We start from the raw sequence: 18,100 nt of genomic DNA, 5'->3' as shown, positions 1-18,100 counted from the left end.
CCGTCAGGTCACCTATTCCAAACTCTTTGTAGGAGAAGTAATGCCCCCCAAGACTCGTGGAGCGGTACGCAAACCGCGTCGCAAGGATAAGAAGAATATTGCGCTCGGCCAGGCGCATATCAAGAGCACTTTCAACAACACCATCGTGTCCATCACGGACCCTTCCGGTGCTGTGATCTCATGGGCTTCCGCCGGTGAGGTTGGCTTCAAGGGCTCCCGCAAGTCCACCCCGTTCGCTGCGCAGATGGCTGCTGAAGCTGCTGCCAAGCGCGCCCAGGAACACGGCGTCCGCAAGGTCGACGTCTTCGTGAAGGGCCCGGGTTCGGGACGCGAGACCGCCATCCGTTCGCTGCAGGCCACCGGCCTGGAAGTTGGCACCATCCAGGATGTCACTCCGAGCGCACACAACGGCTGCCGTCCCCCGAAGCGCCGCCGCGTCTAATTCGCATTCGTTGCCGGTGCCGGCACCGCCCGTCGGGTCTGTTCTGCTTAGTGCAGGCAGGCCCGAAGGGCGGTCCGGCCCGGGTGCGAGGCTGCTAGCCGTCCAAGACGCGCGCGGGGTGTCCCCGTCGTCGTCGTTTCCACCATTTGTGCTGCGTCATATAGCGGACGCTCGCTGAAAGGAAATGCAAGTGCTCATTGCACAGCGCCCCACCCTCACAGAAGAAGTCGTAGCCGACAACCGGTCCCGGTTCATCATCGAACCGCTGGAACCCGGCTTTGGCTACACCCTCGGCAACTCGCTTCGCCGTACGCTGCTTTCCTCCATCCCCGGTGCTGCCGTAACCAGCATCCGGATCGACGGAGTGCTGCACGAGTTCACCACCGTTCCGGGCGTTAAGGAGGATGTCACTGAGATCATCCTGAACGTCAAGAACCTCTCGGTGTCCTCCGAGCACGACGAGCCCGTCGTGGCTTACCTGCGCAAGCAGGGCCCCGGCGTCGTCACCGCTGCGGACATTGCTCCGCCGGCCGGCGTGGAGTTCCACAACCCGGATCTGCACATCGCCACCCTGAACTCGAAGGGCAAGTTCGAACTCGAACTGACCATCGAGCGTGGACGTGGCTACGTTTCCGCAAGCCAGAACAAGTCCGGCGACCAGGAGATCGGCCGTATTCCGGTTGACTCCATCTACTCGCCGGTCCTGAAGGTGACCTTCCGCGTGGAGGCCACCCGTGTCGAGCAGCGCACCGACTTCGACCGCCTGATCGTCGACGTCGAAACCAAGGATGCCATTGCACCGCGCGACGCCGTCGCCTCTGCAGGCACCACCCTGGTTGAGCTCTTTGGCCTGGCCCGTGAACTGAACACCGCAGCTGAAGGCATCGAAATCGGCCCGAGCCCCACGGATGCCGCACTGGCAGCCGATATGGCCCTGCCGATCGAGGACCTTGAGCTGACCGTGCGCTCCTACAACTGCCTCAAGCGCGAAGGCATCCACAGCGTGGGTGAACTCGTAGCCCGCTCCGAGGCTGACCTGATGGACATCCGTAACTTCGGTGCGAAGTCCATCGATGAGGTGAAGGCGAAGCTGGTTGAACTGGGTCTGTCCCTGAAGGATTCCCCTCCCGGGTTCGACCTTGCAGCCCGCGCCGCAGCCATTGAAGAGGACGAGTCCGAATTCTCGGACGACGAGCTCTAACTACGCAAAATCTTGCCGCCGTGCCTGAGCACAGTGCGGCACCGTTTGAGGAGAAAAAGTAATGCCTACACCCACCAAGGGTAAGCGCCTCGGAGGCAGCCCGGCACACCAGCGCCTGATGCTGGCGAACCTGGCCGCCCAGCTGTTCGAGCACAAGCAGATCACCACCACGGTGACCAAGGCCAAGCGCCTGCGTCCCTACGCAGAACGCCTGATCACGTTCGCAAAGCGCGGAGACCTGTCTTCCCGCCGCCGCGTCCTGGCCCTGATCTCTGACAAGGGCCTCGTTCACGAGCTCTTCACCGAGATCGCACCGGCCGTTGCCCAGCGCGACGGCGGCTACACCCGCATCACCAAGATCGGCAACCGCAAGGGCGACAACGCTCCCATGGCTGTCATCGAACTGGTGCTGGAACCGCTGTCCGCCAAGCAGTCCGTGGTTGCCGAGGCATCCACCGCTGCTGCGGCTGCCGCACCGGCTCCGGTTGCTGCTGAGTCTGCCGATTCCGCTGACTCGGCTGAGTCCGGCGAATCCGCTGACTCGGCTGAATCCGCTGACTCTGCAGAGTCCGCTGACTCGGCTGATTCCGCCGATGAAGCTGCTGAGGCAACCGAAGAGAAGAAGTAATTCTCTGATTGATTCACCGTGCCCTTAATATTGAGGGTATGAGTATCGAGAGACCCGCCGTTCTGAACCAGGACGGCGGGTCTTTTCGTATCCGGCTGGACCTGGCCTACGACGGCGCGCCCTTCTCCGGCTGGGCCACCCAGCCCGGGTTCCGCACCGTCCAGGGGACCCTGGAAGCCGCCCTGGCCGTGCTGATCCGCCGGCCCGTCCGGGTCACTGTGGCCGGGCGGACGGACGCCGGCGTCCACGCGCGTGGCCAGGTGGTCCACTTCGACCTCACAGCAGCGGAATGGCAGGCGCTGTCCCGGGGCAAGGACCTGGATCCGTCCACGGCGCTGCAGCGCAGGCTGCGCGGCGTCATCAACCGGGAACTGACCCTGCCGCTGAAGGTAGCCGGAACCTCCGGGCGGGCGGCGGAGTCGCTGGCCGGCGCAATCGAGGTCCGGGCCGTCTCTTTGGCGCCTGAGGGCTTCGACGCCAGGTTCTCGGCCCTGTGGCGCCGGTACAGCTACCGCATCGCGGACCGTGACGAAACCTGGGACCCGCTGCTGCGCAGCATCAGCCTCTGGTACAAGGTCCCGGTCGATGAGCGGGCCATGAATGAGGCCGCCGCAGGTGTGCTGGGAATCCAGGATTTCCTGTCCTTCTGTAAACCCCGGGTGGGAGCCACCACCATCCGGGAGCTGCAGGAATTCAGCTTTGTCCGCGGTCCCGACGGAGTCCTGACTGCGCACCTGCAGGCTGACGCCTTCTGCCACAACATGGTGCGCTCCCTGATTGGCGGGGCGCTGCTGGTTGGCGCGGGGGAGCGGCGGCCGCAGTGGCTGGCGGAACGGATGTTTGCCCGCATCCGGGACTCCAAATCCATCCTGGCCGCGCCGCATCCGCTGGTCCTGGAAGAGGTCCGGTACCCCGATGCGGACCAGCTGCTGGCACGGGCGGAAATGACGCGTGCCCGGAGGGCATAAAGAAGGGCCTAGAATAGTCAGGACAGTCGCGTGCGCCGGACTTTGACCTGGCCCGGCAAGCAAGCTATTGTTTATAGTCGTTGTGCGTGTCCTACCTCGATAGGTCTATGCCCACGGGAGCGGCTCAGTTGCAGAGCCACCTGGCCCCGGGGAGATAGCCGAGAACTCAGGACCACTGGTTACATCAGTCCTCACCTGACCGTCCGGTAACGCATAGAGAAGCTGCGCGGCGTATGGCATCCATACGCGGCGCGCCACCTAAGAAGAAGAAACGAAGGCAAAAACGTGCGTACGTACACCCCGAAGCCCGGCGACATCAACCGCCAGTGGCACGTCATTGACGCCACCGACGTTGTCCTAGGCCGTCTTGCCAGCCAGACCGCAACACTGCTGCGCGGAAAGCACAAGCCGACCTTTGCCCCCCACATGGACATGGGCGATTTCGTCATCATCATCAACGCTGAGAAGGTTGCCCTGACCGGCGCCAAGCTCGAACAGAAGCGTGCCTACCGCCACTCGGGTTACCCGGGCGGTCTGTCCTCCGTCAACTATGCCGAACTGCTGGAAAAGAACCCGGTGCGCGCAGTTGAGAAGGCCATCCGCGGCATGCTGCCCAAGAACTCCCTCGCTGCACAGCAGATGGGCAAGCTGAAGGTATACGCAGGTGCTGAGCACCCGCACGCCGCCCAGCAGCCCAAGACCTTCGAAATCACCCAGGTCGCCCAGTAGTTCTGGCCCGCCAACTAGGAAATTAATTCAAGGAGAATCGTGGCTCAGAACACTGAAGAGCTGAATGACAACACCGAGGAGCTCACCAGCTACACCTCGGAAAGCACCGACGCAGCCCAGGCGGAGGTCAAGGAGCGTCCGGCCCTGACCGTTGCCGGGTCCGCTGTTGGCCGCCGCAAGGAAGCCATTGCACGCGTCCGGGTTGTCCCGGGCACCGGCAAGTGGATCGTCAATGGCCGCGAACTGGCCGACTACTTCCCGAACAAGCTGCACCAGCAGGAAGTCAACGAGCCGTTCAAGCTTCTTGACCTCGACGGTGCTTACGACGTTATCGCCCGCATCCACGGTGGCGGCGCATCGGGCCAGGCAGGCGCACTGCGTCTGGGTGTCGCTCGCTCGCTGAACGAGATCGACCGCGAAAACAACCGCCCCGCGCTGAAGAAGGCCGGCTTCCTGACCCGTGACGCCCGCGTCATCGAGCGTAAGAAGGCTGGTCTCAAGAAGGCCCGCAAGGCACCTCAGTACTCCAAGCGCTAAAAAGCGCCTGCCCTCCTTGCTGCCGCTGGCGCGTCAGCAAGGAGGGGCCCGCGGCGCTTTTTGGCGCTTGGCTCCACAAGCGCTGATTCAGCGCTCCGGAGCTCAAGAGCAGGATCGCCGCTCAGGGGATGGGTGTTATCAAACGCTCATCCACCTGCAAAATACCCCCGGCTTCGGCCGGGGGTATTTTGCTTAAAACACTGGTCAGCTGCGGCAGGGGCAGACGGAATGGCTGAGGGCCGGCATGGAGCGATCCGGCCCATCCGGCCCGGCAGGCAGGTCAGCGTTTGGGCGCAGGCCTTGCAGGGGTGGCAGAATAGGCGCGGGGGTTGCAAGCGGGAACCCCTGCTGGGCACCTGCATGCTTGGTTACTACATGCTGCTAAGGATTCTTTGAACATGACACGACTGTTTGGCACCGACGGCGTCCGGGGGCTGGCCAATGGCCTGATCACCGCCGAAGTGGCACTGGGGCTGGCACAGGCTGCCGCCGTCGTTCTGGGGCACCGGCAGGTTCCTGCGGGCAAGCGTCCGGTAGCTGTCGTGGCACGGGATCCGCGGATCAGCGGCGAGTTCATTTCCGCCGCGGTTGAGGCTGGGCTGGCGAGCTCCGGCATTGACGTTTTCGACGCCGGCGTCCTCCCGACTCCCGCAGCGGCCTATCTGGTGGCGGACCTGGACGCCGACTTCGGCGTGATGATTTCCGCTTCGCACAACGCCGCACCGGATAACGGCATCAAGTTCCTGGCACGCGGGGGACAGAAGCTGGACGATGCGCTGGAAGATGCGATCGAAGCAGAGATGGACGAGCCGAACCCCCGGCCCACCGGTGCTGCCGTGGGCCGGATCCAGCGCTTTGCCGACGCTGAGGACCGCTACATTGTTCACCTTCTGCAGACCCTTCCGCACCGCCTGGACGGCCTGAAAGTCGTCCTGGACTGCGCGCACGGAGCCGCGAGCGGATGCTCGCCTCAGGTTTTCGCCGACGCCGGTGCCGAAGTAGTTGTCATCGGCGCTGATCCGGACGGCATCAACATCAATGACGGTTACGGCTCAACCCACCTCGGGCCGCTGCAGGAAGCGGTCCTGCAGCACGGCGCGGACCTCGGTATCGCGCACGACGGCGACGCCGACCGCTGCCTGGCAGTGGACGCCGAAGGCAACGTCGTCGACGGCGACCAGATCATGGCCATCATGGCCGTCGCCATGAAGGCGTCCGGGGAACTGAAGGACGACGCCCTTGTGGCCACGGTCATGAGCAACCTCGGTTTGAAGCTCGCGCTGCGGGAAGCCGGAATCAGTATCCGGGAAACCGGAGTGGGAGACAGGTACGTACTGGAAGCCATGCGGGAAGGCGGTTACAGCCTTGGCGGAGAACAATCCGGGCACGTGATTTTCTCCAAGTACGCAACCACCGGTGACGGCGTCCTGACGGGCCTCCAGCTGGCCGCCCAGGTGGCCAAGACCGGCCGCAGCCTCCAGCAGCTGGCCAGCATCATGGAAAAACTGCCCCAGGTGCTGATCAACGTCAAGAACGTTGACAAGTCCGCCGCTTCCACCAATGAAGCGGTGCGGCGTGCGGTAATCGACGCCCAGGAGAAGCTCGGCGAGACGGGCCGCATCCTGCTGCGCCCGTCGGGGACCGAACCGCTGGTGCGGGTCATGGTCGAAGCGGCAGATATGGAAACCGCACGGACGGTGGCCGAAAAGCTGGCGGCAACTGTGGAAGCCAACCTCTCGCTGGCGGCCTCTGAAGGCGCCGGCGTCTGAGACCTGACGCCCTTCCGGCCCGCCCTGCACAGCAGGCCGGCCGGCAGAGCAGCCCGGAGTTAGGTACGGCAGCAGCCGGAATCAGGCGCGGGGGCTGCCCGGGAACTGGCTGGGCTCATCCGCACGCGTTTTGAGGGCGTCCCGGATTTCGGTCAGCAGCACGATCTGCGGGTCCACGGCAGCAGTTGGTTCAATGCCAAGGCGGCGGTTGCGCCGCTCGATCATTTTGTTCATCGGCAGCACAACCACGAAGTACACGGTCGCAGCAACCAGCAGGAAGTTAACGACGGCGGTCAGCAGCACGCCGAACTGCACCACGTTTCCGTTCAGCTCCAGGACAGCGAAACTGTCGAAGTTCGGTGATCCGGCCAGGGCTGAGATGAACGGCATCAGCACCGCAGAGACCATCGCATTAACAACCGCGGTAAAAGCGGTTCCGATGATGACGGCAACGGCCAGGTCCAGGACGTTGCCTTTCATGATGAAGTTTTTGAACCCATTAAGCATTGGCCCAGACTACCGGTTTCGGCTCACCCGGCTGCGGAGGCAGCGGAGGCAGCCGGACCGGTCCGGCAGGGACGGCTCTACGTTTTGCGCAGCAGCATGCGGCGGACGGAGTGGTCTGCGTCCTTGGTGAGCACCAGCTGGGCGCGGCCGCGGGTCGGCAGGACGTTTGTCACGAGGTTGGGCTCGTTGATGCGCTTCCAGATGTCCAGCGCCGTTTCCCGTGCTTTTTGGTCGGTAAGACCGGCGTAGCGGTGGAAGTAGGACGCCGGGTTGGCAAAGGCTCCGCTGCGCAGTGACTGGAAGCGCTGGACGTACCACTCCTCGATGTACGCGGTCCGCGCATCAACATAGATGGAGAAGTCAAAGAAATCGCTGAGGGCCAGGCCGGACCGTCCGTCGGGGCGGGTCCGGGCGGGAGCCAGGACGTTGAGCCCTTCGACGATCAGGACATCCGGGCGGCGGACCACAATCTCGGAATCCGGAACAATGTCATAGGTGAGGTGTGAATAGCGCGGGGCACGAACCTCTTCGGCACCGCTTTTTACCGCACTGACGAAGCGCAGCAGCCGCCGGCGGTCGTAGCTTTCCGGGAAGCCCTTGCGTTCCATGAGGCCGCGCCGTTTGAGCTCCGCATTCGGGTAGAGGAAACCGTCGGTGGTAATAAGTTCGACGTTCGGGGTGTCCGGCCAGCGCCGCAGCATCTCCCGGAGCACGCGTGCCGTGGTGGATTTACCCACCGCCACCGAACCGGCGACCCCGATGACAAAAGGTGTCCTGGTGGTTTGTTCGCCCAGGAAAGTGGTGGTGGCATTGTGCAGTTTGCCTGCCGCTGCCACGTAAAGATTCAGGAGCCGGGAGAGCGGCAGATAGACCTCCCGCACCTCATCCAGGTTCAGCTGGTCGCCGAGCCCGCGCAGGCGCGTAATGTCATCCTGGTTCAGCGGAGACTCAATTTCGTGGGACAGGCGTGACCAGGTCTGCCGGTCCAGTTCAACGAAGGGGGTGACGTTGGTCTCATGGCCGTTTGCCGGCGAGGACTTCGGAGTTGGTTCGGTCACTCTAGGAATTGTGCACTGCCGCGGCGGTCAATCCAAACAAGCCTCCGGTGCCCGGCGGCAGGAAGGGACCGGCGTTTAGACCCTCCCCTGCCGCTGCCGGTACTCTTGGGAGCATGTGTGGAATCGTAGGTTATACCGGCCGCCCGGGCTCTGCCGCAGCTATCGGGCACAGCGCCCTCGACGTCGTCATGGAGGGGCTCCGGCGGCTGGAATACCGCGGCTACGACTCCGCCGGCGTTGCCGTGCTCACCGGGACCGGCATGGAGTCCCGCAAGAAGTCGGGCAAGCTGGCGAACCTGGTTGCTGAGCTGGAAGCGGATCCGCTTCCGGAAGCCACTACAGGCATCGGCCACACCCGCTGGGCCACGCACGGCGGACCGACCGACGGAAATGCCCACCCGCACCTGGCCGACGGGGACCGCCTTGCCGTGATCCACAACGGCATCATCGAGAACTTCGCCGAGCTGAAGGAAGAGCTCCTCGCCGCCGGCGTCGAGTTCCGGTCGGAGACCGATACTGAAGTTGCCGCAGCACTGCTCGGCCGCATCTACGCCTCCACCGGCGGGCAGGACCTGGCCCGCAGCATGCAGCTCGCCTGCCAGCGCCTCGAAGGTGCCTTCACGCTGCTGGCTGTGCACGCCGACTCCCCGGACACCGTGGTTGCCGCCCGCCGCAACTCGCCGCTCGTCGTCGGACTCGGTGAGGGCGAGAACTTCCTCGGTTCAGACGTCTCCGGCTTCATCGACTTCACCCGCCGCGCCGTGGAACTGGGCCAGGACCAGATCGTCACGATCACGCCGGAATCCGTCGACATCACCGACTTCCACGGCCGTCCGGCCGAAGGCACCGAGTTTGAGGTCAACTGGGATGCAGCCGCCGCGGAAAAGGGCGGCTACGGCTCCTTCATGGAGAAGGAAATCAACGACCAGCCCCAGGCCGTCGCGGACACCCTGCTGGGCCGCTTCGACGCCGATGGGCGCCTCACCCTGGACGAACTGCGGGTCAGCCCCGAGTCGCTGAAATCAATCAACAAGATCATGGTCCTGGCCTGCGGCACCTCCGCCTACGCCGGGCAGGTGGCCAAGTACGCCATTGAGCACTGGTGCCGGATTCCCGTGGAGGTCGAGCTCAGCCACGAGTTCCGCTACCGGGATCCGATTGTCGATTCGAACACCCTGATCGTGGCGATCTCGCAGTCCGGCGAGACCATGGACACGCTGATGGCCGTTCGGTACGCGAAGGAGCAGGGCGCCAAGATCCTGGCTATCTGCAACACCAACGGCTCCACCATTCCGCGTGAAGCCGATGCCGTGCTGTACACCCACGCCGGGCCGGAAATCGCCGTCGCATCCACCAAGGCCTTCCTGGCCCAGATCACTGCCACCTACCTGCTGGGCCTCTACCTGGCGCAGGTCCGCGGCAACAAGTTCCAGGGCGAAATCAAGGACATCCTGGCTGACCTGGCCAAGGTACCCGCCAAGATCCAGCAGGTCCTGGACAGCGCCGGTTCCATCAAGGAACTCGGACAGCTGATGGCCGGCACCTCCTCCGTCCTCTTCCTGGGCCGCCATGTGGGCTTCCCCGTCGCCATGGAAGGCGCCCTGAAGCTGAAGGAACTGGCCTACATCCATGCCGAGGGCTTCGCCGCCGGCGAGCTCAAGCACGGACCGATCGCGCTGATCGAAGAAGGCCAGCCAGTGTTTGTGGTTGTGCCCTCGCCCCGCGGCCGGGATTCGCTGCACGCCAAGGTGGTTTCCAATATCCAGGAGATCCGGGCCCGCGGCGCGAAGACCATCGTCATCGCTGAAGAGGGTGACGACGCCGTCAAGGCCTACGCTGAGCACGTTTTCTACGTGCCGGAGACGCCTACCCTGCTGGCGCCGCTGCTGACCACGGTTCCGCTGCAGATCTTCGCCTGCGCCCTGGCCACCGCCAAGGGCTTCGACGTCGACCAGCCGCGTAACCTGGCCAAGTCCGTCACAGTCGAGTAGCGGACCGGAATAAACCTGCCGAGGGGGGGACCAATGATTGTCGGTATTGGCGTGGACGTCGTAGACGTAGAGCGTTTCGGGCGCCAGCTTGAGCGCACTCCCGGACTCCGGGCGCGGCTCTTCGTGCCGGCGGAGCGGGAATTGAACCTGCGGTCCCTGGCGGCACGGTTTGCCGCGAAGGAAGCGGTGGCCAAGGCCCTCGGGGCCCCCGCCGGCATGAACTGGCAGCACTGCCAGGTGGAGCTCGATTCCTCGGGCGCGCCGCGGATCCTGGTCGAAGGAACTGTCCTGGCGGCGGCCGAAGCCAAGGGCGTCCGCACCTGGCACCTTTCGCTCAGCCACGACGGCGGCGTTGCCACTGCCATGGTGGTGGCCGAGGGCTAGTCTGGTACGCATGATCAGTGCGTACTCCGGAACCGCGGTCCGGGCAGCAGAACAACCGCTCCTCGACGCCGGTGCCGGGGCAGAGCTGATGCAGAAAGCGGCCTACGGGCTGTACCAGGCCGCCGCTGCGCTCCTGTCCCGCAGGCGCGGCCGGATCTACGGCTCGCAGACCGTGGTCCTGGCAGGTGCCGGCAACAACGGCGGGGACGCGCTGTACGCTGCGTCCCGCCTCCTGTCCCGCGGGGGCAGCTCCACCGCTGTGCTCACGGCAGCGGAAGTCCACCCGGCCGCGCTGGCTGCCTTCCGCGCCCGCGGCGGGCGGGTCCTGTCCCTGACCCGGGAAAATACCGGGGTGGTCCTGGCGCTCTGCAGGGCCGCGGACCTGGTGCTCGACGGGATTCTCGGGACCGGCGGCAAAGGCGGGCTGCGGGCACCGGCCGCCGACCTGGCCGTGCTGGAGCCGGCACGCCTGCGCCGGGGCCAGGCTCCCGCCATCATTGCCTGCGACCTTCCGAGCGGGATCAATGCCGACACCGGTGCTGCGGGCGGGGCGTATCTGCGGGCCGACCTGACCGTCACCTTCGGCGCTCCGAAGACCGGGCTGATGGCCGGCCCCGGCGCCGGCGCCGCGGGGGAGATCGAAAGCGTGGACATCGGCCTTGCACCCCAGCTGGGAACCGCCGAGGTCCAGCGGCTGGAGGCAGCTGACATCACGGATCTCCTCACCCTCCCGGACCCCGGAGACCACAAATACAGCCGCGGCGTGCTCGGGATAGCAGCCGGATCAGCGGCCTATCCGGGCGCCGCCGTCCTGGCTACCGGTGCGGCGCTGGCCACCGGGGTGGGCATGGTCCGTTTCCTGGGGCCGGAGCCGGTGCGGAGGCTGATCAACCTGGCCCATCCCGAAGCGGTCTGCTCTGACGATGCCGTGACCCAGACCCATGTCCAGGCCTGGGTGGCGGGACCCGGCGCGGGCGGGGACGAGGGGCAGCGCCGCAGGGCGGTGGAAGCCATGGCTTCAGGGCTCCCGGCCGTGATCGACGCCGATGCGCTTTCCGCCGTCGAACCTGGCCTGGGACCACAGGTAGTCCTGACGCCGCACGCCGGCGAGCTCACCGCCCTGCTCAACCGCCTGGGCGTACGCGGTGACCGGGGAGCCGTGGAAGCGGACCCCTTGGCCCATGTCCGCCAGGCCGCGGACCTCACCGGCGCCACCGTGCTGCTCAAAGGGTGGGCGACCCTCGTGGCCGCTCCCGGCGGGCCGGTCTTCAGCCAGGCGGAAGCAACCCCGTGGCTTGCCGCCGCCGGCAGCGGCGACACGCTTTCCGGCATTCTCGGGGCACTGCTCGCCACGGACCGCCGGGGATCCGGCAGCGCCGCCAGCCCCGGCCACTATGCCCGGCTCGCCGCAGCGGCGGCGAGCATCCACGGCCGGGCCGGCACCCTGGCGGCGCAGGACGGCCCGGTCGAGGTCTCCGGACTCCCCTCGTACGTCCGGCAGGTCCTGGCCGCGTTGCTGGCGGCGTGATCTCCCGGTGCCGCGCAGGCGCGGCTGACATACTGTAGAAAGTAAGCAGGCATAGCATTTATCTGCCGCCCACACAGCAGTCAGGAGATCTGAATGGAAGTCTGGCCCGGAGATGCATACCCGCTGGGTGCAACGTATGACGGCAACGGCACCAACTTCGCCCTCTACAGCGAGGCAGCAGAAACGGTAACGCTCTGTCTGTTCGACGACGACGGATCGGAAACCCGCATCCCGCTGACCGAGGTGGACGGGTATGTCTGGCACTGCTACCTCCCGCAGGCGGTGCCCGGACAGAAATACGGGTACCGCGTGGACGGTCCCAACGATCCCGGGCAGGGCAACCGCTGCAACCCGAACAAACTGCTCCTGGACCCGTATGCCAAGGCCGTTTCCGGCCAGGTTGACTGGGACCAGTCGCTGTTCGGCTACAACTTCGGGGACGAGGACTCCCGGAATGACGAGGATTCCGCCGCCCACATGATGAAGGGCGTGGTGATCAACCCGTTCTTCGACTGGGATGGAGACCGGCGCCCCCGCACCATGTACCACCAGTCGGTGATCTACGAGGCACACGTCAAGGGACTGACCCAGCTGCACCCCGAAATCCCGGAAGAACAGCGCGGAACCTACGCCGGCATCGCCCACCCTGCGGTGATCGCGCACCTGCAGAAACTGGGGGTCACGGCACTGGAACTGATGCCGGTCCACCAGTTCGTCAACGACTCAACCCTGCAGGACAAAGGCCTTTCCAACTACTGGGGCTACAACACCATCGGGTTCTTCGCCCCGCAGAACACCTACGGTGCCACCGGCGAAAGCGGCCAGCAGGTCCAGGAATTCAAGGCGATGGTCAAGGCGCTGCACCTGGCCGGCATCGAAGTGATCCTGGACGTCGTCTACAACCACACCGCTGAAGGCAACCACCTGGGGCCCACACTGTCCTTCCGCGGCATCGACAACGCCGCGTACTACCGGCTGATGGAGGACGACCAGCGGTACTACATGGACTACACGGGTACCGGAAACTCGCTGAACGTCCGCAACCCGCACTCCCTGCAGCTCATCATGGACTCGCTGCGGTACTGGGTCACGGAAATGCATGTTGATGGCTTCCGGTTCGACCTTGCGTCCGCGCTGGCCCGGGAATTTTACGACGTCGACCGGCTCTCAAGCTTCTTTGAACTGGTGCAGCAGGATCCGGTGGTGTCGCAGGTCAAACTCATTGCCGAGCCCTGGGACATCGGACCCGGCGGCTACCAGGTGGGAAACTTCCCGCCGCAGTGGACGGAATGGAACGGCAAATACCGGGACACGGTGCGCGACTTCTGGCGCGGAGAGCCCTCCACACTGGGCGAATTCGCCTCCCGGATCACCGGCTCGGCGGACCTCTACGAGACCTCCGGACGCCGCCCGGTGGCGTCCATCAACTTCGTCACCGCCCACGATGGCTTCACCCTGCAGGACCTGGTCTCCTACAACGAGAAGCACAACGAGGCCAACGGGGAAGACAACAACGACGGCGAATCCCACAACCGCTCCTGGAACTGCGGAGTCGAAGGTCCCACGGATGATCCTCAGGTCCTCTCGCTGCGCGCCCGCCAGCAGCGCAACTTCCTGGCCACACTCCTGCTCTCCCAGGGGGTGCCAATGATCGCGCACGGTGATGAGCTGGGACGGACCCAGCACGGCAACAACAACACCTATGCCCAGGACTCTGAGCTGAGCTGGATCAACTGGGAGCAGATGGACACCCCGCTGATGGAGTTCGCTTCCGCGGTGAGTAAGCTCCGGGCCGAGCATCCCACCTTCCGCCGGCGGAGGTTCTTCGACGGACGCCCCGTCGCCAGAGGCGAGGGGGAGGCCCTGCCGGATATCGTCTGGCTGGACGAGGACGGCAGTCCCATGCAGCCGGAGGACTGGGACTCCCAGCTGGGCCGCTCGCTGGGCGTGTTCCTGAACGGGCAGGAGATCCGCGGCAGCGACCGCCGCGGGCAGCGGATCACGGACCTGAACTTCCTGCTTTACTTCAATGCCGACGACGACGCGGTCACCGTAACCCTGCCGTCCAAGGAACACGGCGATCTCTGGGACCAGGTGATCGATACCGCGGGCGAATACGCGGACTCCGAGCCCGTGACTGCGGACGCCAAGATTTCCGTTGCCGCGAAGTCCATGGTGGTGCTCCGGCAGCACGTCCGCAACGAAGAAGTCCCTGACCATTCCGTGGCGGCATCGCTGGCTGCCCTCGCCGGAGCAAAGACCCGGGAGAGCGCTGCATGAGGACACCGCGGTCGACCTACCGGCTGCAGATCCATGCAGGGTTCACCCTGCACGACGCCGCCGGGCTGGTTCCGTATCTCAGTGACCTGGGGACGGATTGGATCTATCTTTCCCCCCTGCTGACGGCGGAGGATGGCTCGGCCCACGGCTACGACGTGACCGATCCCTCGGCCATAGATCCTGCCCGGGGCGGAGCCGCCGGTTTCCGGGCCCTGGCCGAGGCGGCCCATGCAGCGGGAATGCGGGTGCTGGTGGACATTGTGCCGAACCATATGGGGGTGGCAACCCCGCGCGCCAACCGGTGGTGGTGGTCCGTGCTCAGCGAGGGCCCGGCGTCGCGCTATGCCGAGGCGTTCGACATCGACTGGGCGGCCGGCGGCGGGAAACTGCGGCTTCCCATGCTGGGGGAGGGCAGCGATGAACTTGACCGGCTGCGGATCGTCGACGGGGAGCTGCGGTACTACGACCATGCCTTTCCCATCGCGGACGGCACCTTCGGACCCGGGGACTCTCCACAGGCCGTGCACGAGCGGCAGCATTACGAGCTGATCAACTGGCGCCGGGCCGATGATGAGCTGAACTACCGCCGGTTCTTCGGCATCACCACGCTGGCAGGAGTCCGGGTGGAGGTGCCGTGGGTATTCGAGGAGACCCACGCCGAAATCCGACGGTGGTTCCGGGAGGGGCTGGCTGACGGACTGCGGATCGACCACCCGGACGGGCTGGCCGATCCGGCGGAGTACCTGCACCGCCTGGAGGAGCTCACCGGGGGCGCGTACGTGCTGGTGGAGAAAATCCTGGAACACGACGAGGCGCTTCCGGCGGGCTGGGCCGCTGCGGGGACCACCGGTTATGACGCGCTCGCCGACGTGAACCGGCTCTTTATTGATCCGGACGCTGCCCCCGCATTGACAGCCGCTGCCGGGGCCGAACCCTACCGGGACCTGATCCACGACACCAAACGCGCCGTGGCAGACGGCCTGCTGCACTCAGAGGTGCAGCGGCTGGCCCGCCTGGTCCCGGCGGCGGAGCTGGATGCTGCCACGGCAGCCGACGCCTTCGCCGAACTGCTGGCCTGTTTCCCGGTCTACCGCAGCTACCTTCCCGATGGTGCCGGATACCTGGAGGAAGCGGGACGCGCGGCAAGGATCCGCCGACCGGACCTGGAGGCGGCGTTCGATGTACTGCTTCCCCTGCTGTCCGGCGGAGGGACCGGCCCTGCCGCGCCTCCGGAGCCCGGCACGGACGAGCTGGCCCTGCGTTTTCAACAGACCTCCGGCATGGTGATGGCCAAGGGCGTCGAGGACACGGCGTTCTACCGTTTCACCCGCCTCACTTCGCTCAACGAGGTGGGAGCCGACCCCTCGATCTTCGCGCTGGAACCCTATGACCTGCACCTGCGGATGCTCAGGCGGCAGCAGGAGTTCCCGGCCTCGATGACCGCGCTGAGCACTCATGACACCAAACGGAGCGAGGACACCCGGGCCCGGATCAGTGTCCTGTCAGAACTGCCGGAGGAATGGGCCGGCGCCGTGACGCGGCTCGAGGCGCTCCTCCCGCTGGGGGACCGGGCGCTGGCGGACCTGGTCTGGCAGGCGCTGGTGGGCGCCTGGCCGCTGGAACGGGACCGGGCACACGCCTACGCGGAGAAGGCGGCCCGGGAAGCGGGCCAGGGCACCAGCTGGACCTCCCCGGACGAAGCCTTCGAAAAGCAGCTCCATGCCCTGGTGGATGCCGCCTACGACCACCCGGAGGCGCATTCGGTGGTGGCATCCTTCGCTGAACGGATCACGCCCGCGGGCCGCTCCAACGCCCTCGGCGCCAAGCTGGTCCAGCTGACCATGCCCGGTGTGCCGGACGTCTACCAGGGCACCGAACTGTGGGACCACTCGCTCGTTGATCCCGATAACCGCCGGCCGGTCGACTTCGCCCTGCGGTCCCGCCTGGCAGCCGGCCTCGGCCGCCCCGGCGAAAACCGCCCGGTGCCGCCCATCGATGAGACCGGTGCCGCCAAGCTCCATCTGACCCGGGAGGCGCTGCGGCTGCGCCGGGGCCGTCCGGAGCTGTTTTCCGGCTACTCGGCGCTGGGCGTCGCAGGGCCCGCCGCGAAGCACGTGTTCGGGTTCGACCGGGGCGGGGCCCTGACCCTGGTTACCCGGCTGCCGCTGGGCCTGGAGGCGGCCGGCGGGTGGGACGGGACAACGGTTCAGCTGCCCGCCGGCACCTACCGGGACGGGCTCACCGGAGCAACATACCGCGGCGGAGAGACGGACGCCGGAACCGTCTTCGGCACCTACCCGGTGGCGCTTCTGGCACTGGAGGAGGAACTTTGAGCACTGATTTCGATGTGTGGGCACCCAACGCGGACACCATGAGGCTGCTGGCCGATGGCCGTGAACTCCAGATGAGCCGCGGGCAGGGCGGGTGGTGGCACGTCCAGCATGCAGCGCTGGACGGCGATATTGACTACGGCTACCTGATCGACGATGCCACCGTCCCGGTCCCCGACCCACGTTCCCGCCGGCAGCCGGCCGGTGTCCACGGACTCTCCCGCACCTTCGATCCCGGTGCCTACGAATGGCACGACGCCGGCTGGGCCTCGCCCGGGCTGAACGGCGGTGCCATCTACGAGCTGCACGTTGGCACCTTCACTCCCGAGGGGACACTGGATGCGGCCGCTGGAAAGCTGGACTATCTGGCGGACCTGGGTGTGCAGTACGTCGAGCTGATGCCGGTGAACGCGTTCAACGGCACGCACAACTGGGGCTACGACGGGGTGCTCTGGTACGCGGTCCACGAAGGGTACGGCGGTCCCCGCGCCTATCAGCGCTTTGTGGATGCAGCCCACCAGCGCGGGCTGGGCGTGATCCAGGACGTCGTCTACAACCATCTGGGTCCCAGCGGCAATTACCTCCCCAGGTTCGGACCGTACCTGCAGCAGGCCAGCGGCAACGCGTGGGGCGATTCGGTGAACCTGGACGGGCCGTTGTCAGATCCCGTGCGCCAGTACATCCTTGACAACGTTGAAATGTGGTTCCGGGATTACCACGTGGACGGTCTCCGGCTGGACGCCGTCCACGCGCTCCGGGACGAACGGGCACTGCACATCCTCGAAGAAATGTCCGGCCACGTTAAGGACCTGGCCGCGGATCTGGGCGGAGTCCTGTTCCTCGTTGCGGAATCGGATCTGAACAATCCGCGGCTCATCACCCCGCAGCGGCTGAACGGCTATGGCCTCGACGGACAGTGGTCCGACGACTTCCATCACGCGGCGCACAGCAACCTCACCGGCGAAGCCGGCGGCTACTACGCAGACTTCGATACCCTGGGCGCTTTGGCCAAGGTCCTTCAGGACGGTTTTTTCCACGACGGATCGTACTCATCCTTCAGACTCCGCAGCCATGGCCGGCCCTTGGACAAGGACGTTGTCACGGCCCGCCAGCTCGTCGTCGCAGCCCAGAACCACGATCAGGTGGGGAACAGGGCAGCGGGGGACCGGCTGACGGAAACCCTGGGCTATGAGCAGCTTGCGCTCGCAGCCGTCCTGAACCTGGCGTCCTCGGCCACGCCCATGATTTTTATGGGCGAGGAGTTCGGCGCTTCCACACCCTGGCAGTTCTTCACCTCGCACCCGGAGGAGGACCTCGGCAGGGCAACCGCGGAGGGCCGGCTGAGGGAATTCTCACGGATGGGCTGGGACCCCTCGCAGGTTCCGGATCCGCAGGACCCGCAGACATTCCAGGATTCCAAGCTCGTGTGGGAGGAAGCCGAAGCCGGCGGGCATGCGCGGCTTCACCAGCTTTACAAGGATCTCCTCCGGCTGAGGCGGACGGTTCCTGAACTCAGCGAGCCGGACTTCCGGAAAATCTTCGTGAATTTTGATGAGGTGTCGCGCTGGCTTACTGTCCTCCGCGGCAAGGTGGCCGTCGCCGTGAGCTTCGCGGACTCGCCGCGGGAGGTGCCGCTGCCCTTGCGGGAGCCGGCGGAGGTGCTCCTGGAAACCGGCCCGTCGGTCTTCGCCGACGGCGCCGTTCAGCTGCCGGCCTATGGGGCGGTGATCATTTCCGGCACCTGATGC

Annotated in this window: 15 protein-coding genes; 13 read left to right on the top strand and 2 right to left on the bottom strand. The window is 65.8% G+C overall.

Annotated features, from left to right (window positions below; all coding sequences use genetic code 11):
• Positions 1-40: 40 nt before the first annotated feature.
• The 7 genes from rpsK to glmM all read left to right on the top strand — a co-directional run bounded on the left by rpsK (position 41) and on the right by glmM (position 6,274).
• Complete coding sequence (rpsK, locus tag AL3_RS01855) at positions 41-442, top strand: 30S ribosomal protein S11 (RefSeq protein WP_066295874.1); 402 nt, start codon at positions 41-43, stop codon at positions 440-442.
• Between the two features lie 190 nt (positions 443-632).
• Entirely contained in the window at positions 633-1,643 is a 1,011-nt protein-coding gene (locus tag AL3_RS01850) for a DNA-directed RNA polymerase subunit alpha (protein ID WP_066295871.1), read from the top strand.
• A gap of 61 nt (positions 1,644-1,704) precedes the next feature.
• Positions 1,705-2,271 (top strand): 50S ribosomal protein L17, encoded by a 567-nt coding sequence (gene rplQ, locus AL3_RS01845; RefSeq protein WP_066295868.1) that lies wholly within the window; start codon positions 1,705-1,707, stop codon positions 2,269-2,271.
• A gap of 38 nt (positions 2,272-2,309) precedes the next feature.
• Positions 2,310-3,239, top strand: a complete 930-nt coding sequence (locus AL3_RS01840) for a tRNA pseudouridine synthase A (protein ID WP_066295861.1) — start codon at positions 2,310-2,312, stop codon at positions 3,237-3,239.
• A gap of 285 nt (positions 3,240-3,524) precedes the next feature.
• Positions 3,525-3,968, top strand: a complete 444-nt coding sequence (gene rplM, locus AL3_RS01835; protein ID WP_066295859.1) for a 50S ribosomal protein L13 — start codon at positions 3,525-3,527, stop codon at positions 3,966-3,968.
• Between the two features lie 39 nt (positions 3,969-4,007).
• Positions 4,008-4,505, top strand: a complete 498-nt coding sequence (gene rpsI / locus AL3_RS01830; RefSeq protein ID WP_066295858.1) for a 30S ribosomal protein S9 — start codon at positions 4,008-4,010, stop codon at positions 4,503-4,505.
• A gap of 398 nt (positions 4,506-4,903) precedes the next feature.
• Complete coding sequence (gene glmM / locus AL3_RS01825) at positions 4,904-6,274, top strand: phosphoglucosamine mutase (RefSeq protein ID WP_066295857.1); 1,371 nt, start codon at positions 4,904-4,906, stop codon at positions 6,272-6,274.
• Positions 6,275-6,355: 81 nt separating this feature from the next.
• Here the strand turns inward: glmM and mscL are convergent, their stop codons facing one another.
• Both mscL and coaA read right to left on the bottom strand, forming a co-directional pair.
• Positions 6,356-6,781 carry a large conductance mechanosensitive channel protein MscL gene (gene mscL, locus AL3_RS01820; protein ID WP_066295850.1) on the bottom strand — a complete coding sequence of 142 codons (426 nt, stop codon included), beginning with the start codon at positions 6,779-6,781 and terminating at the stop codon, positions 6,356-6,358.
• Between the two features lie 77 nt (positions 6,782-6,858).
• Entirely contained in the window at positions 6,859-7,839 is a 981-nt protein-coding gene (gene coaA / locus AL3_RS01815) for a type I pantothenate kinase (RefSeq protein WP_083521363.1), read from the bottom strand.
• Positions 7,840-7,952: 113 nt separating this feature from the next.
• Between coaA and glmS the strand changes: the two genes are divergently transcribed.
• From glmS to treZ, 6 genes are all read left to right on the top strand, one after another.
• A complete protein-coding gene (gene glmS, locus AL3_RS01810) occupies positions 7,953-9,830 on the top strand; it encodes a glutamine--fructose-6-phosphate transaminase (isomerizing) (protein ID WP_066295848.1) in 1,878 nt (625 codons plus the stop codon).
• A gap of 33 nt (positions 9,831-9,863) precedes the next feature.
• Positions 9,864-10,214 carry a holo-ACP synthase gene (locus AL3_RS01805; protein WP_066295843.1) on the top strand — a complete coding sequence of 117 codons (351 nt, stop codon included), beginning with the start codon at positions 9,864-9,866 and terminating at the stop codon, positions 10,212-10,214.
• Between the two features lie 10 nt (positions 10,215-10,224).
• Positions 10,225-11,742 (top strand): bifunctional ADP-dependent NAD(P)H-hydrate dehydratase/NAD(P)H-hydrate epimerase, encoded by a 1,518-nt coding sequence (locus AL3_RS01800; RefSeq protein ID WP_066295841.1) that lies wholly within the window; start codon positions 10,225-10,227, stop codon positions 11,740-11,742.
• Between the two features lie 93 nt (positions 11,743-11,835).
• The gene (gene glgX, locus AL3_RS01795) at positions 11,836-14,022 is read left to right on the top strand and encodes a glycogen debranching protein GlgX (protein WP_066295838.1); all 2,187 of its coding nucleotides are present in this window, start codon (positions 11,836-11,838) and stop codon (positions 14,020-14,022) included.
• Positions 14,019-16,355, top strand: a complete 2,337-nt coding sequence (gene treY, locus AL3_RS01790; protein ID WP_066295836.1) for a malto-oligosyltrehalose synthase — start codon at positions 14,019-14,021, stop codon at positions 16,353-16,355. The genes glgX and treY overlap by 4 nt, the downstream gene beginning before the upstream one ends.
• Positions 16,352-18,097 carry a malto-oligosyltrehalose trehalohydrolase gene (gene treZ / locus AL3_RS01785; protein WP_066295834.1) on the top strand — a complete coding sequence of 582 codons (1,746 nt, stop codon included), beginning with the start codon at positions 16,352-16,354 and terminating at the stop codon, positions 18,095-18,097. The genes treY and treZ overlap by 4 nt, the downstream gene beginning before the upstream one ends.
• The last annotated feature ends 3 nt before the right edge of the window (positions 18,098-18,100 follow it).

Source organism: Arthrobacter luteolus NBRC 107841 (genome assembly GCF_001552075.1).
Taxonomy (GTDB): Bacteria; Actinomycetota; Actinomycetes; order Actinomycetales; family Micrococcaceae; genus Arthrobacter_B; species Arthrobacter_B luteolus.
This window is presented reverse-complemented; position numbering and strand designations above follow the sequence as displayed.

Coding starts and splice junctions, on each gene's coding strand:
- treY (WP_066295836.1), top strand. CDS start 14,019: ATGAGGACACCGCGGTCGACCTACCGGCTGCAGATCCATGCAGGGTTC.
- AL3_RS01805 (WP_066295843.1), top strand. CDS start 9,864: ATGATTGTCGGTATTGGCGTGGACGTCGTAGACGTAGAGCGTTTCGGG.
- glmM (WP_066295857.1), top strand. CDS start 4,904: ATGACACGACTGTTTGGCACCGACGGCGTCCGGGGGCTGGCCAATGGC.
- rpsK (WP_066295874.1), top strand. CDS start 41: ATGCCCCCCAAGACTCGTGGAGCGGTACGCAAACCGCGTCGCAAGGAT.
- mscL (WP_066295850.1), bottom strand. CDS start 6,781: ATGCTTAATGGGTTCAAAAACTTCATCATGAAAGGCAACGTCCTGGAC.
- rplQ (WP_066295868.1), top strand. CDS start 1,705: ATGCCTACACCCACCAAGGGTAAGCGCCTCGGAGGCAGCCCGGCACAC.
- AL3_RS01840 (WP_066295861.1), top strand. CDS start 2,310: ATGAGTATCGAGAGACCCGCCGTTCTGAACCAGGACGGCGGGTCTTTT.
- AL3_RS01800 (WP_066295841.1), top strand. CDS start 10,225: ATGATCAGTGCGTACTCCGGAACCGCGGTCCGGGCAGCAGAACAACCG.
- glgX (WP_066295838.1), top strand. CDS start 11,836: ATGGAAGTCTGGCCCGGAGATGCATACCCGCTGGGTGCAACGTATGAC.
- glmS (WP_066295848.1), top strand. CDS start 7,953: ATGTGTGGAATCGTAGGTTATACCGGCCGCCCGGGCTCTGCCGCAGCT.